Origin of the sequence: Kribbella amoyensis (genome assembly GCF_007828865.1) — a bacterium.
Classification (GTDB): Bacteria; Actinomycetota; Actinomycetes; order Propionibacteriales; family Kribbellaceae; genus Kribbella; species Kribbella amoyensis.
On the sequence record NZ_VIVK01000002.1, the window covers coordinates 435,673 to 450,235 of the forward strand.

The window sequence follows — 14,563 nt, forward strand, 5'->3', positions numbered from 1 at the left end:
TCGACCGTCACAGCTCCTGTTGATAGCCCTCGGCCAGCAAGGTGTGGATCTCCGCCGAGGACAGGGAAGTATGTGGACGTTCGGCGTTGTCCAGCGCGAAGACGTTGGTACCGGGTGCCACGGCGGCCGCGGCGTCCAGGTCCGGGGACCACAGCTCCGAGCGGATGACGGCCTTCCCGCAGTGGAAGTACGCCTCCGCGACCTCGACGATCAAGGCCAGCTCGACCGGCCGCGGCCCCTCCTCGAATCGGCACAGCACCGCCGGGTCGTCGGTCACGTAGCCGTGACCGTTGACCCGCAAGGTTTCGGTGAGACCAGGGACGAAGAACAGCAGTCCGATCCGGGGGTCCGCGGCGAGATTCCGGAACGAGTCGGCAAGGTTGTTGCCGGTCCGGTCCGGCAACGCGAGCATCGAGGACGACAGCACCCGGACGAAGCCCGGCTCGTCACCGCGCGGGCTGCAGTCGGCGCCTTCGGCCGACGTGGTGGCCAGGCACACGAACGGCGAGTGAGCGATGTAGCGGCGAGCCGCCAGCCCGAGGTCCGCCCGCTTCTTCGTCCGGGCGGCCTGCTCCGGTTCGCCGATCACCGCGGCGAGCTCGGTCAGGCCGAGCCGTCGGTAGCGCGGTCGCTCAGACATCGACCACCAGCGTTTCTCCCTGGGCGCGGCTGACGCAAGGAAGCATGATCCGGCCGGTCGCCCGCTGTGCACCGGTCAGGACGTCGTCGCGGTGCTCGACCTCGCCGGCCAGCACGGCGATCTCGCACGCGCCGCACAGACCGGTACGACAACCCGAGGGAATCCTGACACCGTGGCTCTCGAGCACCTGGAGCGGGCTTCGCTCGGCCGGGACCGAGATCGTCAGCCCGCTGCGCCGCGTCGTCAGCGTGAACGGCCGGGGAGCCGGGAGTTCTTTGGTTCGCGGGCGGAATCGCTCGGCGTGCAAGGTCAGGTCCGGACGAGCCGATACCAGCTGCTCACTCGCGTCCAGGAGGCGCTCCGGTCCGCACACGTACACCCCGGATCCGGGTGGGCAGGCAGCGACGAGGGCAGGGAGATCGGGCCGGCTCCCGGTCGAGGTCTCGTACACGGTCGCCCGGCCGGGCTTGGCGGCGATCAGGTCGGCGAACGCCATCCGCGAGCGGGTCCGGCCGGCATAGTGCAACTGCCAGGGGATGCCGGCGGCCTCGGCCTGGCCGAGGATCGGCAGGAAGGGCGTGATGCCGATCCCGCCGGCCAGGAAGAGCCACGATCGCTCGGACGGATCGAGAGCGAAGTGGTTCCGGGGTACGCCGACACGCAGCCGCTGGCCCGGCCGGAGGAACAGGTGCACGTACTCCGAGCCGCCGCGGGTGTCCACGACACGATCCACCGCGACGCGATAGGTCCGGTCGTCGGCCGGATCCCCGCACAACGAGTACTGACGCCTTGCACCGTTGGGCAGGATCAGGTCGACGTGGGCCCCGGGCGACCAGGACGGCAGGACAGCGGCGTCCGTGCCGCGCAGGGTGACGGCGACCACTCCTTCGGCTTCCCAGGTCAGCGCGGAGACCACGACCGGGGACTCGGCCGGGCCGGACAGCTCACCCACCGCCGTCTCCAGTCGCCGGAAGCTGCTGGGCACGGTAGACCGGGTAGTCGGTGTATCCCCGCCGATCTCCTCCGTACCACGTGTCCCGGTCGCTCTCGACCAGCGGCCATCCGTGCCGGAGGCGGTCGACGAGGTCGGGATTGCCGATGAACGGCCGCCCGAACGCCACGGCGTCCACCCATCCGGAGGCCAACGCGTCCTGGGCCCTGGTGAGGTCGTAGTCGCTGGCGGCGACGATGCTCCCGCCGAAGCTGTCCCTCAGCGCCTCGCGGAAGGCGTCGTCGACCACGCCCGCGGCCCGCCCGTCGGCCAGGTAGTTGGCGTTGTTCGACTCGACGAGATGCAGGTAGGCGATGCCGGCCCGATCGGCGGCCTGGGCGACGAGCAGGGTGGTCGCACAGATCTCGGGGTCGTCGGTGTCGCCGTAGTCGACGTCGGGGGAGACCCGCAGACCGACCCGGGAGGGGCCGATCTCAGCGGCCACCGCGGCCACGACCTCGCCGGCGAACCTGGCCCGCGCGGCGGGCGAGCCGCCGTAGGTGTCGGTGCGCCGGTTCGTGGTGGATCGCATGAACTGGTCCAGCAGATAGCCGTTGGCACCGTGCACCTCGACACCGTCCAGGCCGGCCTGGACGGCCCGGCGGGCGGCCGAGGCGTAGTCGCCGAGCACCTGGTCGATGTCACGGGCGCCCAGCTCCCGGGGGACCGCCGCTGGCAACAAGCTGGGCAGACCGGTGGCCGGATCGAGGTACCACAACCGGGCGGTCGGCGACCCGACCGGCGACGGACCGACCGGCTGCTCGCCGGCGATCAGTTCGTGGGAGATGCGGCCGACATGCCAGAGCTGGAGGAAGATCCTGGCCCCGGGCCGCCGGTGCACCGCGTCGGCGATTCCCCGCCAGGCCGCCAGCTGGGCGTCGTCGTAGATGCCCGGGGTCAGCGAGTACCCCTTGCCCTGGCGGCTGATGACGGTGCCTTCGCTGACGATCAGGCCGGCGCCGGCCCGCTGCGCGTAGTACTCCGCGGCGGCCTCGGAGGGCAGGTCGCCCGGCTCGGTCGCGCGCGAGCGGGTCATCGGCGCCATCACGATCCGGTTCGCCAGCGTGACCCCGCCGCGCAGCGTCAGTTCGCCGAACAGCGAACGCTCGATCCGAGTGGTCCCCGGCCCGGCGGGACGGCCGGCGGCCGGATCAAGGTTTGGCGGGGACGACGGGGACGGCATCGGACTCCTCCTCGGTCTGACCGGGCCGCGCGGCGGCGATGTCGGGGCCGCGGCCGACCGGGCCGGCCAGGATCAGCTCGCGATGACCGAGGAATCCCTCCGGCCGCCACTTCAAGGTCACGATCAGGGCGGCGCCGAGCACCGCGGCGGCCACCCCGGCCGGCAGGTCGATGGTCAGGCCGGCCACGCTCACCCCGCCTTCCAGCCGCCGCATCACCTCGTTCAGGACGGTGATGACGGCGGCACCGACCAGCGCTCCGGTGACGCTGTTGACCCCGCCGACGATCGCCATCGCGACGATCAGGACCATCTGGCCGAGATAGAACGAGCCGGGTGAGAACGCGGTCAGCAGCTGCGCGTACAGGGCGCCGGCGATGCCGGTGACGAACGCCGAGATGACGAACGCGACGGTGCGGGACCGAACGATCGAGACACCGGCCGCGGCGGCCGCGGCAGGCTGGTCGCGGACCGCCCGCGCGTTGCGTCCCTCGCGCGACCACTTGTACGCCGCGCTGAGCAGCACCGTCGCGCACAACGAGAGGAAGACCATCGCGAACGTGGTGTTCTCCGGCACCCCGAAGAACGACTGCGGGCCGCGGGTGATCGGGGTCGCCTGGGACAGGACGTTGTTGATCACGACCAGGAGCCCCAGGGTCGCGATGGACGCCGCCGCGCCGGACAACCGCATCAGCGCCGGCCCGGTGACCAGGGCAGCGACCGCGGCCACCAGACCGCCGATCAGCAACGGCAGTACGCCGCCGGCGTCCCAGGACGCGAGGAAGGCCGGCATGTCGGGGAAGTACAGCTCCTTGTCCGCGACGGGCACCGCCGCGATTCCCCCGGCGTACGCGCCCAGGCCCATGAAGCCGACGTGGCCGAACGAGACGATGCCGGTGTTGCCGGCGAAGGTCTGGTAGCCGACCACCAGCACGGCGTTGATACCGAAGACCAGCACCACCTGCGCCATCCCGGGCAGTCCCGAGACGGCGGCGGAGATCACCAGCACGATCAGGCTCGCCAGCACGGCGCCGCCCAGTGCGCGGGCGAGTCCCGAGCGGCCGGCCGGGTGGTTGGTGCGCAGCGAGAGCCAGGTGTTGGTCATACCTCGACCGCCTTTCCACCGGCGACGCCCTGCGGCCTTGCCAGCAGCATCGCGATCACCAGCGCGAAGACGAGCGCCGAGGTGTACCGGATCGCGGAACCCGGTAGTACCGCGCTCATGGTCACCTCGATCGCGCCGAGCAGCAGCCCGCCGTAGATCGCGCCGGCCGGACGGCCCAGGCCACCGAGGACCAGGGCGATGAAGGCCTTCAGGGTCGGTTCCAGATCCGACCGCGGCGTGACGGCGCCGACCTTGGCGAACCACAGCACGCCGACGATTCCGGCGATCACGCCACTGATCGCGAACGCGATCATCAGCACCCGGTTCGGCCGGATCCCCATCAGCCGGGCCACGTCCGGCAGCTCGGCCGCGGCGCGCAGCTGGGCGCCGTAAGGGGTGCGGTTGAGCAGTAGGTAGAAGGCGAGCACGGTCAGCGCCGCGGCGCCGATGGTGAGCAGTTGCAGGACCGGCATCCGCAGGTCGCCGGCCTGCAGCACCTTGTTGAACCCCTCTGGCACCTGCAGGACTCTGGGCGCCTCGCCGAAGATCACGACCGCGACGTACTGGGTGACCAGCAGGACGCCGAACGAGGTGATCAGCAACGTCGTCTGCGGCGCGCCGATGAAGGGCCGGAACGCGACGAAGCCCATCAGCAGCGACAGCGCTGTCGCGAGCAGAATGGTCAGCGGAACGACCAGCCAGAACGACAAGCCGGCCCCGCCGAGCAGGACGACGCCGTAGGCGGTCCACACCAGCAGCAGGCCGTAGGCGAAGTTGATCAGGTTCATCACGCTGAACACGAGCGTCAGCCCGAGCGCCAGCAGGGCGTACATCGAACCGACGCTGAGGGCGTCCAGAACGCTTTGCAGCACACCGGTCATGAGCGCACCTCCGTCTCCACGCCGAAGTAGGCGCTCATGATCGCCTCGTCGTCCCCGGCTTCGGCCGCGGGACAGTCGAGAACCTTGCGGCCGAGCTTGACCACACAGGCCCGGTCGGCGAAGCCGAGAGCTCGGCGGGACGACTCCTCGACCACGACGACGCCGCGCTCGGCGGTGCTCAGCCGGCCGAGTGCCTCGTACAGCTCACCGGCCACCTTCGGCGCCAGGCCGAGACAGGGCTCGTCGAGCAGGAGCAGCGCCGGGCGGGCCATCAGCGCGCGCCCGATCGCGAGCATCTGCTGCTGACCACCGGACAAGTGGCAGCCTTTGTCATCGCGGCGCTTGCCCAACACGGGAAACGTCTCGTAGACCTGCTCCAGGCCTTCGGCCACCAGGGCCCGCGACGCGCGCCGGCCCTCTTTGCGCCGCACGGCGAGCGCGCCCATCAGCAGGTTCTCCTCGATGCTCAGGGTGCCGAAGATGCCACGGCCCTCGGGTGCGAGCGCCACGCCGAGCAGCGGACGTTCCTCGGCCGCGACCTCGGTGATGTCGCTGCCGCGGAGGAGCACCCGGCCCGACCAGGGGCGCAGCAGCCCGACCATGACCTTCATCAGCGTGGTCTTGCCCGCGCCGTTCGCGCCGAGCAGGGCCAGCGATTCGCCTTCGGCGAGCGACAGCCGGAAGTCGCGGATGACCGGAGTGGTCCGGTAGCCGGCGGTGATGCCGTCCAGGCTGAGCAGCGGGGCGGTCATGATTCCCCCAGGTAGGCGTCCACGACGGCCTGCTCGGTGAACGCGGCCCGCGGGTCGCCTTCGAAGAGGGTGCGCCCCTCGTCGAGTACCTGGACACGGTCGCTGACCCCGGTGACCAGGTCCATGTCGTGGTCGATGATCACGATCGCGCAGCCCACCTCGGCGCGGACGGTCAGGACCAGCTCACGCAGTTCGGCGGTCTCCTCGTCGTTGAGGCCGGCGGCCGGTTCGTCCAGCAGCAGCACCTCCGGCGCACCGGCCAGCGCCCGGGCCAGTTCGACCCGGCGCTGGTAGCCGTACGGAAGGGACCGCACGACCGCGTCGGCCACTGGGCCGAGGCGCAGCAGGTCCAGCCAGTCCGGGACCGGCCGGGCCCCGCGGCCGCCGACGGCGTTGGCGCCGACCTGGACGTTCTCCCACACCGTCAGTTCCCCGAACAGCTTCAGGTTCTGGAACGTCCGGCAGATGCCTTGGCGGGCCCGGGCCCGGCTCGGCCGGCCGGAGATCTCCTCGCCCTGCAGCAACACCTGGCCCTCGTCGAGCCGGTGGACCCCGGAGATGCAGTTCATCAAGGTCGTCTTGCCCGACCCGTTGGGTCCGACCAGGCCCAGGATCTCCCGTCGCCCGGCCCGCAGGTCGACCCCGGCGAGGGCCGTCACGCCGGCGAACCGCTTGACGAGGCCCCGCACCTCCAGCGGCGGGGAGCCCTCTGGAAGTGCGGGGCCGGTCTGGCCGGCTTTGCTCGCGATCGTCGCCTCGGACGCTGCTGGTGACATGCGCTGCCCTTCTCGGGTCATCGGTCGCCGGTCATTCACCCAGGAGGTTCTTGGCCTGGTAGGTCTTCTTGACGCTCCAGGCGCCGGCTTCGAGGCCGATCACGGCCGGGTCCCAGATGGCGTACCCGTCCTTCCACTGGCTCAGCGTCCCGCCGGGAACCGGCAGCGCGGTCTGGCCGCGGATCGTGTCGGCGGCCGTCCGGGCGTCGACCACCTTGTCCTGCTGCAGCGCCTGGTTGATCGCCATGAACGTCTGGTAGGCGCCCGGCGCGTTGGCCTGCTCGGGGAACTGGCCGAACTTCGCCTGGTAGGCCTGGACGAACTTGTCGATGGCCGGGTCGGTGCCGGTGCCCTCGAAGTAGATCTGCGCGGCGTAGTAGATGCGGTCGGCGGCGCTCTTGCCGACGAGGCCCGGCAACTCCTTGGTCTGCAGGGTGATGTTGCCGACGACCGGGGTGTCGACGCCGGCCGCACGCAGCTGTTTGACGAACGTGCCGACGGCCGGGTAGACCGCGAGCGCCTGGACGACGTCGGGCTTGGCCGCCTTGATCGAGGAGATGACGGCGCTGAAATCGGCCTGACCGCCCAGCGAGTCGACCTTCTCGACCTTGCCGATCTTGCCGCCGGTAGGTTCGTAGAGGGCGCGGAACTGCTCGTCCTGTTCGGTGAAGTAGGCCAGGCCGGTGTCGATGACCTGGAAGGTGGACTTCCAGTCCTGGTCGAGGGCGTACCGGGCCTGGGCGCGGCCGAGTTCGGTGGTGGTGATGCCGCCGCTGAAGAACAGGTCTCCGACGGCCTTGCCGAACACGGTCGAGGACGCCGCCAGCGAGAGCGTCAGCACACCGGCGCTCTGGCCGACCTTGGCCGCGGCGACCCCGGTGTCGAAGTCGTCGGCGACCACGAGGATCTGGGCACCGGCGTCGACGAGGGCCTTGGCGACCTGCGCGCCGACGGCCGGATCGGATTTCGTGTCGCGGGCCTGGAGTTCGAGGCGGCACCCTTTGACGCCACCGCTGTCGTTGATCTCGTCGACCGCGACCTCGAGGCCGCGCCGGCCGGCGATGTCGAAGAACGACGCGAAGCCGCTCTCGGCCTTCGCGACCCCGACCAGGATCCGGCCGTCGCGGCATTCCAGTGCGCCGGCGCCGGCCTTCGCCGAGCCCGCACCGGACTTCTCGGACGCGCCGCAGCCGGCGAGGGTCAGCGCCAGGAGTCCAGCCGACCCGACCGCCACGATCGACTTGTGAAGGGGGAGATTCACCGTTCCTCCTGCCGTTCGTATAGCGAGCGAATGCTCGCTAAGTGAAAGCCACGGTAGGACCGGCGTCGTGGTGGGGTCAAGGGGAACGCGCAAGATTCGCTCGTCTTTCGAGCGTTCGCTCGCATAGCGTGCACGACTGCTGTGCTGAGCGTCAGGGGGACGCCCCGGGCCGGTGTTGTCGACGGTGCTGCCGGCCGGGGGCGTGGTGGCGGGCCGGACGTCACGGGCGCCGGCCCATCGGCTCAGAAGTTCTCGAGATGGGACGTACGGCGCGCGATGTCGTCGGCGGCGGCCAGTAGCCGCGGCGCGAGGTCGTCCTCGAGTTTGGCGGTGTCCAGCGGCCGCGCGATCGAAAGGTTGACCGCGGCGATTGGCCGGCCGTCGGCGGCCATCACCGGCGCCGCGATCCCGCGGACGCCGGTGGCCACTTCCTGGTCGTTGAGGGCGAATCCCCGCTGCCGGACCTGTTCCAGCCGCCGATCCAGCTCGCGCCGGTCGGTGATCGTGTGCGGTGTCAGTTGCCGCATCTCGGTGCTGCTGATGATGCGGTCGATCTCAGCCGCCGGCAGGAAGGCGAGCATCGACCGGCCGAGCGAGGAGAAGACCATCGGCAGCCGGCTGCCGACGACCAGCCGGAGCGCGAGCAGGTCGTCGTTGAGCAGGCGGGCGACGTAGACGACCTCCAGGTCGTCCGGCACGGCGAGATTGACGGTCTCGCCGGTGTCGTGCCGCAGCGCCTGCAGGGTCGGCATCGCCATGTCGACCAGTTCGCGTCCACCCAGGGCGGCCTGGGCCAGCGAGAGCACCTTCAGCCCCGGCCGGAAGGTCGACTGGCCGATCTCGTCCAGGTAGCCGAGCTTCTTCAGGGTCTGGCAGAACCGGTAGGTGGTGCCGCGGTTCAAGCCGGTCAAGGTGGCGATCTCGTTGGTCGTCAGCATCGACCGCTTGTCGTCGAACAGTTCCAGGATCGACAGCGCCCGGGCCACCGACTGGATGCCACCCGGTTCACTCTGCGTGCCATTGTTCGTATCGCGAGCCACGGCTGAAGCGTAGCGCACGTCCGACCTCGGCGCGATCAGTCGGTCAGGTCCTGCCAGCCGTAGACCTCGCGGGCGCGTTCGGCGCTGATCCATCGCTCGGCGACGTCGTGAGCCACCTGCTCCCGAGGCCGGTCGTGCGGGTTCCCGTACCCGCCTCCGCCGGCGGTGACGGACACGATCGTTTCGCCGTCGGCCAACTGGATGATGCCCTGCGCCGCCAGCGGTTCGAGCGTGCCGTCGAGCAGCCGCCGACAGTGCCGTGACAGCCCACCCGCGGTGCCGCCCCGTACTCCCATGGCGGGCCGGACCGAGCCATCGGTGCCGTAGGCCACCGACAGGGTGGTGCCGACCGGGCCGTACTCGACCTCGGCCGAGGGCGCGCCACGGAACCGTCCCGCACCTTCCGTGTCGGGGACCAGGCGTTGACTGCGGACCAGGATCGGGTGCGCCATCTCGGCTCCTTCGACACTGTCGCGCCGGAGCATGCCGCCGCAGCCGACGTGGAAGATCGTCAGCCAGGCGTCCGTCCACGGCGTCCCGGCACCACCGGTGACGGCCAGGAAGATCTGGTTCACAAAGTCGTGGTCGGTGCGCGGATCACGGCCGGAGATGACCGCCGCCGCAGCCGGGATCACGGCGCCGCACTCGGCCATCCCGATCGCTTCGGCGAAGTTCGCGAAGGCTCGTTGCGTCGCGTTGGAGACCCGGTCGGCGAGATTGGTGGTCGCGGCCGAGCAACTGTGCGGATGGGCCGGAACACCGACCGCGCAGTTGTCGCGTAGCTGGACCTCGATCCGGCGCAGGCTGCCCGCGTTCGGCGGAACGCCCTGGCCGATCGAGTTGAACACGCCGAGCATGGCAGCGGTCCGAGCCGTCGACTCGGTCAGGTTGAGCCCGTTCGGCAGGCAGTCGACGTTGTCCCGCAGATCGACCCGGATCCGGCCCTGCCGGGGGTCGACGTCGATGCCGATGCTGATCGGGACGCCGTCCGGCGCTCCGGGGTACGGGTCGTGCTCGGTCGTCTCGTCGAAGTGGCCGGCCGGCAGGCCGGAGATCGCCTCGGCCATCAGCGACTCGCTGTAGTCCAGCCACTGGCCGACGAAATCGTCCAGGACGTCCCAGCCGAGCTCGGCGCCGAGTTCGAGCATCCGCCGTTCGCCGAGCCGGACCGCGCCGAGCAGGGCCAGGTAGTCACCCCACCACTGGTCCGGGACCCGGACCCGCAGTTTGAGCATCCGGAGGACGTCCTCGTTGTCCTGGTACCCGGACTGGACGCGACAGGCGTCGAAGAGCAGCGCCCCCTCCTCGTACACGTCGCGGGCGTCGGCCATGTAGGTGGTCGGCTGCGAGTTGCCGCAGTCGGCCTGGTGGGCCTTGGCCAGCACGGTGAACCGATGCACGCCCTGCTCGTCGACCACCGGCACGACCAGGCAATGGTCGGCCGCATGGGAGTTGCCGTTGTACGGCGAGTTGTGCAGGAAGGCGTCGCCGCGCTGCTGCCGGGGGTACGCCTCGGCGATGGCCCGGGAGATCAGGTCGGGGCCGCTCATCATGTGAATCGGCAGGCTCTCCGCGCCCATCACGAGCTCGTGGCCGGCGCTGACGATGCAGCAGGAGAAGTCGTGCGCGCTGTTCAGCACGCCGGACCGGCTGGAGCGGAAGATGGTGTTCATCATCGCTTCGACGACCACGTTCAGGCGGCTGCTGAGCACCGCCATCCGGACTCCGTCCATCGGGGTCACGCTCCTTCCCAGGTCGAGCTGACCGGTGACCCGGCTCGGTCCCGCGCGGTGCGGGGTACGACGTGCAGGGTGCCGGACGGCCGGCGGGTGAAGCGGGCGCCGGCGTCCACGACGATGGCGGTGCTGCTGGTCTCGACCACCGCTGGTCCCTGCCGGGGCTCGCCGGGCGGCAGATCGGTCAGCCGCCAGACTTCGGCCGGTACCCAGCCGTGGCCGATCAGGTAGATGTCGCGGTGGCGGAGCTGCTCACCGTCGGCCGGAGGAGCGGGCAGGGCCGGCAACCGGGGTTCGCTCAACCGGCACCGGGCCCGGACGTGCCAGCTCTCGATCTCGATCGGCGAGCCGCGGTCGGCCACCGCGAAGGTCTCCTCGTGCGCGGTGTGGAACGCCTCGACCAGTGCCCGCACCCCAGCGTCGTCCTGGGCCTGCTCCGGCCTGATCGGGACCTGCAGGGTCCACACCTGGTTCGGGTAGCGGGCCTCCATCGCGTACTCGACCTCGCCGGCCAGGATCTGGTCGCCGGCCCCGGCGACGAACTCGGCGGCCAGGTCGGCCAGCCCGCTCAGCGCCGCGCCGACGCGGGACCGGTCGAAGTCGTCGCTGCGGGTCTTGGCGTTGATCTCGAAGCCGCGCGACAGCTCGGAGATCAGCGCGCCGGCCGCCGACAGCGCCGGTCCCATCAGCGGCACGATCACCTCGGGGCAGCGCAATCGGTTGCCAATAGCCACAGCGTTGAACCCGGCCGCGCCGCCGCCGCCGACCAGCACCGCCCGGGACGGGTCGACCCCCTGGTGGCTGGTGATCTCTTCGATGGCGCCGACCATGTGCTCGGTGGCGAGCTCGTAGATCGCGGCGGCTGCCTCCACGACCGGCAGGCCGAGTGGGGTGGCGACATGCTCGGCGATCGCCTGCCGCGCGGCCTCCGGGTCCAGGCCGGACCGGCCGCCGAGGAAGAAGTCCGGATCGAGATAGCCGAGGACGAGGCAGGCGTCGGTGACCGTCGGCCGGGTTCCGCCGCGGCCGTAACACGCCGGTCCCGGCACCGCGCCGGCGCTTTCCGGCCCGACGTGCAGCAGTCCACCGGCGTCGACGTGGGCGATACTTCCCCCGCCGGCGCCCACGCTCCGGACGTCGACGGACGGGAACCCGGTCATGTGGCCCTGGAACGGCGGCCCGATCCACGACTCGCGGGTCCACGGGATCCGGCCGTCGCGGACCAGGCTGACGTCGTAGCTGGTACCGCCGGTGTCGGCCACGATCGCCACCTCGGACTCGGCGTCGTGCGCGGTGAAGAACCGGCCGGCCACCGGCGCCATCGACGGCCCGGAATTCAGCGAGTGGATCGGGGCGCCGGCGACGTCGGCGGCGTCCAGAGCGCCACCCGACGAGGTCATCATCAGCAGCCGGCCGGCGAAGCCCGCCGCGGTCAGGCGGGACCGGAGTCCGGCGATGTAGCTCGTCATCAACGGTTTCAGCGACGCGTCGATCGCGGCCGATGACGCCCGCCGGTACTCCCGCAGACAAGGGTTCAGCTGATGGGACAAGGTGAGGGCGACGTCCGGCAGCTCGCGGGCCAGCACCTTCCCGGCGAGTTCCTCGTGCTGAGGATTCACGATCGACCAGAGCAGGCAGACCGCGACCGCCTCCACCTCGGCCGCGCGGAGCCGGTCCGCGACGGCGACCAGGTGATCCTCGTCCAGGGACCGGACGATCCGGCCCTGGGCATCGATCCGCTCGTCCAGCTCGAAGGTCAGGGACCTCGGCACGTAGGGCTCGGGGTAGGCGCGCCGCTGGTCGAAGATGCCGACCCGGCCCCCCTCGCGCAGCAGCAACACGTCGGGATGCCCGGCCGTGGTCAGCAACGCGGTCCGGGCGACCTGACCGGTGAGGACCGCGTTCAGGCCGCGGGTCGTGCCGTGGAACAGCATCGACCCGGCGTTCAGCAGTTCGTCCGTCGTCGTCCCGCGCTGGCTCGCGGCCACCTCGAACGCGTCCAGGATTCCCCGGACCGGATCGGACGGCACGGTCGGGCTCTTGTACAGGGCCAGCCCTTCGGCGTCCTCGATCACGAGGTCGGTGAAGGTGCCGCCGGTGTCCACTGCGAACCTCATCGCCGCACCACCGCTTCCAGCTGGGTCCAGGCCGCCGCGGCCGGGAGGTCGTTGACGGTCCTCAGGCCGGGCGCGGCGCCGAGCACCGCCGGGATGCTGTTCACCAGTTGGGCCGCCGTCGCCGGAATCGCGTCCATTCCCGGCGAGATCGTCACCTGAACAGGGTGCACCCCGCCGATCGAGAACGTGTCCTCGGCCGCCAGGCCTTCGGCGGCCGGTCGCAGGTGCAGGATCAGCTCCAGCCGCACCATCGGCCGGCCCTCGACCGTGCCGACCGCCCGTTGGACGAAGCCTTCGGTCCGCCCGGCCGGTACGCCGCCGTAGTTCGAGGGCGCGTCGGTCCGCGCGACCATCGGCTCGAAGGTCTCCACGACCGGCCCGTCCAGGGTCCAGCCGAACCGTTCGGCGATGAGGGCCACCGACTCGGGAAAGCCGACGTGGCCGGCGATCGTGCCGTCGGCGTGACCGGCCTCGAACTCCTCGGCGGTATAGCCGATCCCCAGCCGTCGGTGGATGTTCTGCCCGAAACCGGCCACATCGACGACGCGGCGACCGGTCACCCCGGCGACGTCCCAGCTGCAGCCGGACGCCGCGGCCAGGAAGGAGTCGAACATGAATCCCGGATTGACCCCGGTGCCCAGGACGGTGGCGCCGGCCGTTCGGGCGGCCTGGTCGATGCGCCGGGCCGCCTCGGCGTCCCGGGTGAAAGGGAAGGCCAGTTCCTCGCACGGCGAGATCAGGTCGGCCCCGGCCGCGGCGACCTTCACGATGTCGTCGGTGGTCCGGGCCAGGAAGGAGCCGGTGGCGAACAGGACCAGGTCGGGCCGGGTCGCCAGCAGCGCGTCGAGATCCTCCCCGACGACCAGGTCGTGCGGCGCCGAACTGGCGGCGACCTCGCCGAGCGGCCGGCCGATGTCGGCGGGATCCTTGGTGATCGCGGCCACCACGTCGATCCCGGAGCGGTGATCGATCAGCAGCCGGGCAGCGGCCTTGCCGATGCTGCCGAGACCGCAGAGTCCGATCTTCACGTCAGTCACAACGAGTACTTCCTCTCAACGTGTTCGGAGCCGGCCTGCGGAAGAGGCGACTGGCTCAGGCCGTCAGGTGCTCGGTGAAGAAGGCGGCGACCCGGTCGGCCACCACGCTCTGCCGGTCCCGGTCGGCGTACAAGGTCAGATGGTCGGCGTTGGAGATCCGCAGCAGCAGCTTGGTGTCGCCCGGGATCTGGTCGTAGGCGGCCAGCGCCAGGTCCCAGTGGGTGTGATCGTCGCCTTCGGCAACCACCAGCATGGTGGGCTTGCCGAGCAGCCGGCGGAGGTAGGGAAAGACGCTGTAGCCGAGCAGCAGGTCGGACGACTCCGCGGTGGCCTCGCCGCGGTACGCCGGCGCCTCGCGTTCCTTCAGCGCGGCGAAGGTCTGCTTGCTCTTCGGGAACGGCCAGGTCGCCGGCCCGCCCTCCTCGCTCGGCTGATGGGGGAGGTAGGTGACCTCGCCGGTGCGGGCCCGGAGTCGCCGGGCCGCCAGCAGCGCGGCCTGGAACCGGCGGAACCCCAGCGTGCCGTGCGCGAGCCGCATGTTCTGGTAGCCGTCGGTGACCGGCACGATGCCGCACAAGGCCCGGACCCGGGGATCGATCGCGCCGAGGACGAGGACGTGGCCGCCGCTGTAGGAGATCCCCCAGACGCCGAGCCGGTCCGGGTCGACCTCCGGCCGCTGCTCGACGTAGTCGATGGCGTTGCGGTAGTCGGCCAGTTGCTCGTGCGGGTCGATGTGCTGCCGCGGCTCGCCCTCGCTACCGCCGAAGGAGCGGTAGTCGAAGACCAGCGCGGCGATGCCGGCCCGGGCCAGCGCCCGCGCGTACGTCGGCTGGGCGAGCTCCTTGACGTAGCACCAGCCGCCGGCCAGGACGACGACCGGGAACGGCCCCTCGCCGTCCGGGCGGAAGAACAAGGCGGACAGACGGTGGCCGTCGGAGTCGAAGGTCAGGTGCTCGGCGTCGGACAGGTCGGTCCGCCCGGACTGGTCTTGCTGGGTCACGGTCTTTCCCTCCAGGAGCGAGTCAGCGGTCGGGGCGGCCGGGGATG

Annotated in this window: 13 protein-coding genes; all 13 read right to left on the reverse strand. The window is 71.0% G+C overall.

From position 1 onward, the window contains the following. Positions 1–7: 7 nt before the first annotated feature. Positions 8–640 carry an MSMEG_1061 family FMN-dependent PPOX-type flavoprotein gene (locus FB561_RS32340; RefSeq protein WP_145813831.1) on the reverse strand — a complete coding sequence of 211 codons (633 nt, stop codon included), beginning with the start codon at positions 638–640 and terminating at the stop codon, positions 8–10. After that, positions 633–1,625, reverse strand: coding sequence for a PDR/VanB family oxidoreductase (locus FB561_RS32345; RefSeq protein WP_202880967.1), 993 nt, complete (start codon positions 1,623–1,625; stop codon positions 633–635). Before FB561_RS32345 ends, FB561_RS32340 begins: the two co-directional genes overlap by 8 nt. Continuing rightward, positions 1,585–2,814, reverse strand: coding sequence for an alkene reductase (locus tag FB561_RS32350; RefSeq protein WP_145813832.1), 1,230 nt, complete (start codon positions 2,812–2,814; stop codon positions 1,585–1,587). The genes FB561_RS32345 and FB561_RS32350 overlap by 41 nt, the downstream gene beginning before the upstream one ends. Continuing rightward, complete coding sequence (locus tag FB561_RS32355; protein WP_145813833.1) at positions 2,783–3,916, reverse strand: branched-chain amino acid ABC transporter permease; 1,134 nt, start codon at positions 3,914–3,916, stop codon at positions 2,783–2,785. The genes FB561_RS32350 and FB561_RS32355 overlap by 32 nt, the downstream gene beginning before the upstream one ends. After that, on the reverse strand, positions 3,913–4,797 hold the full coding sequence (locus FB561_RS32360; RefSeq protein ID WP_145813834.1) for a branched-chain amino acid ABC transporter permease: 885 nt from the start codon (positions 4,795–4,797) through the stop codon (positions 3,913–3,915). Before FB561_RS32360 ends, FB561_RS32355 begins: the two co-directional genes overlap by 4 nt. After that, positions 4,794–5,549 (reverse strand): ABC transporter ATP-binding protein, encoded by a 756-nt coding sequence (locus tag FB561_RS32365; protein ID WP_145813835.1) that lies wholly within the window; start codon positions 5,547–5,549, stop codon positions 4,794–4,796. Before FB561_RS32365 ends, FB561_RS32360 begins: the two co-directional genes overlap by 4 nt. After that, entirely contained in the window at positions 5,546–6,325 is a 780-nt protein-coding gene (locus FB561_RS32370; RefSeq protein WP_170284910.1) for an ABC transporter ATP-binding protein, read from the reverse strand. Before FB561_RS32370 ends, FB561_RS32365 begins: the two co-directional genes overlap by 4 nt. A 31-nt stretch (positions 6,326–6,356) precedes the next feature. Further along, complete coding sequence (locus FB561_RS32375) at positions 6,357–7,586, reverse strand: ABC transporter substrate-binding protein (RefSeq protein ID WP_170284911.1); 1,230 nt, start codon at positions 7,584–7,586, stop codon at positions 6,357–6,359. Between the two features lie 242 nt (positions 7,587–7,828). After that, the gene (locus tag FB561_RS32380) at positions 7,829–8,626 is read right to left on the reverse strand and encodes an IclR family transcriptional regulator (protein ID WP_170284912.1); all 798 of its coding nucleotides are present in this window, start codon (positions 8,624–8,626) and stop codon (positions 7,829–7,831) included. 35 nt (positions 8,627–8,661) lie between these two features. Then, complete coding sequence (locus FB561_RS32385) at positions 8,662–10,359, reverse strand: hydantoinase B/oxoprolinase family protein (protein ID WP_145813839.1); 1,698 nt, start codon at positions 10,357–10,359, stop codon at positions 8,662–8,664. A 5-nt stretch (positions 10,360–10,364) separates the two neighbouring features. Next, positions 10,365–12,479, reverse strand: coding sequence for a hydantoinase/oxoprolinase family protein (locus tag FB561_RS32390; protein WP_145813840.1), 2,115 nt, complete (start codon positions 12,477–12,479; stop codon positions 10,365–10,367). After that, positions 12,476–13,516: an NAD(P)H-dependent amine dehydrogenase family protein gene (locus FB561_RS32395; protein ID WP_145813841.1), complete on the reverse strand. Its 1,041-nt coding sequence runs from the start codon at positions 13,514–13,516 to the stop codon at positions 12,476–12,478. Before FB561_RS32395 ends, FB561_RS32390 begins: the two co-directional genes overlap by 4 nt. A gap of 55 nt (positions 13,517–13,571) precedes the next feature. After that, a complete protein-coding gene (locus FB561_RS32400; protein ID WP_170284913.1) occupies positions 13,572–14,516 on the reverse strand; it encodes an alpha/beta hydrolase in 945 nt (314 codons plus the stop codon). Between the last annotated feature and the right edge of the window lie 47 nt (positions 14,517–14,563).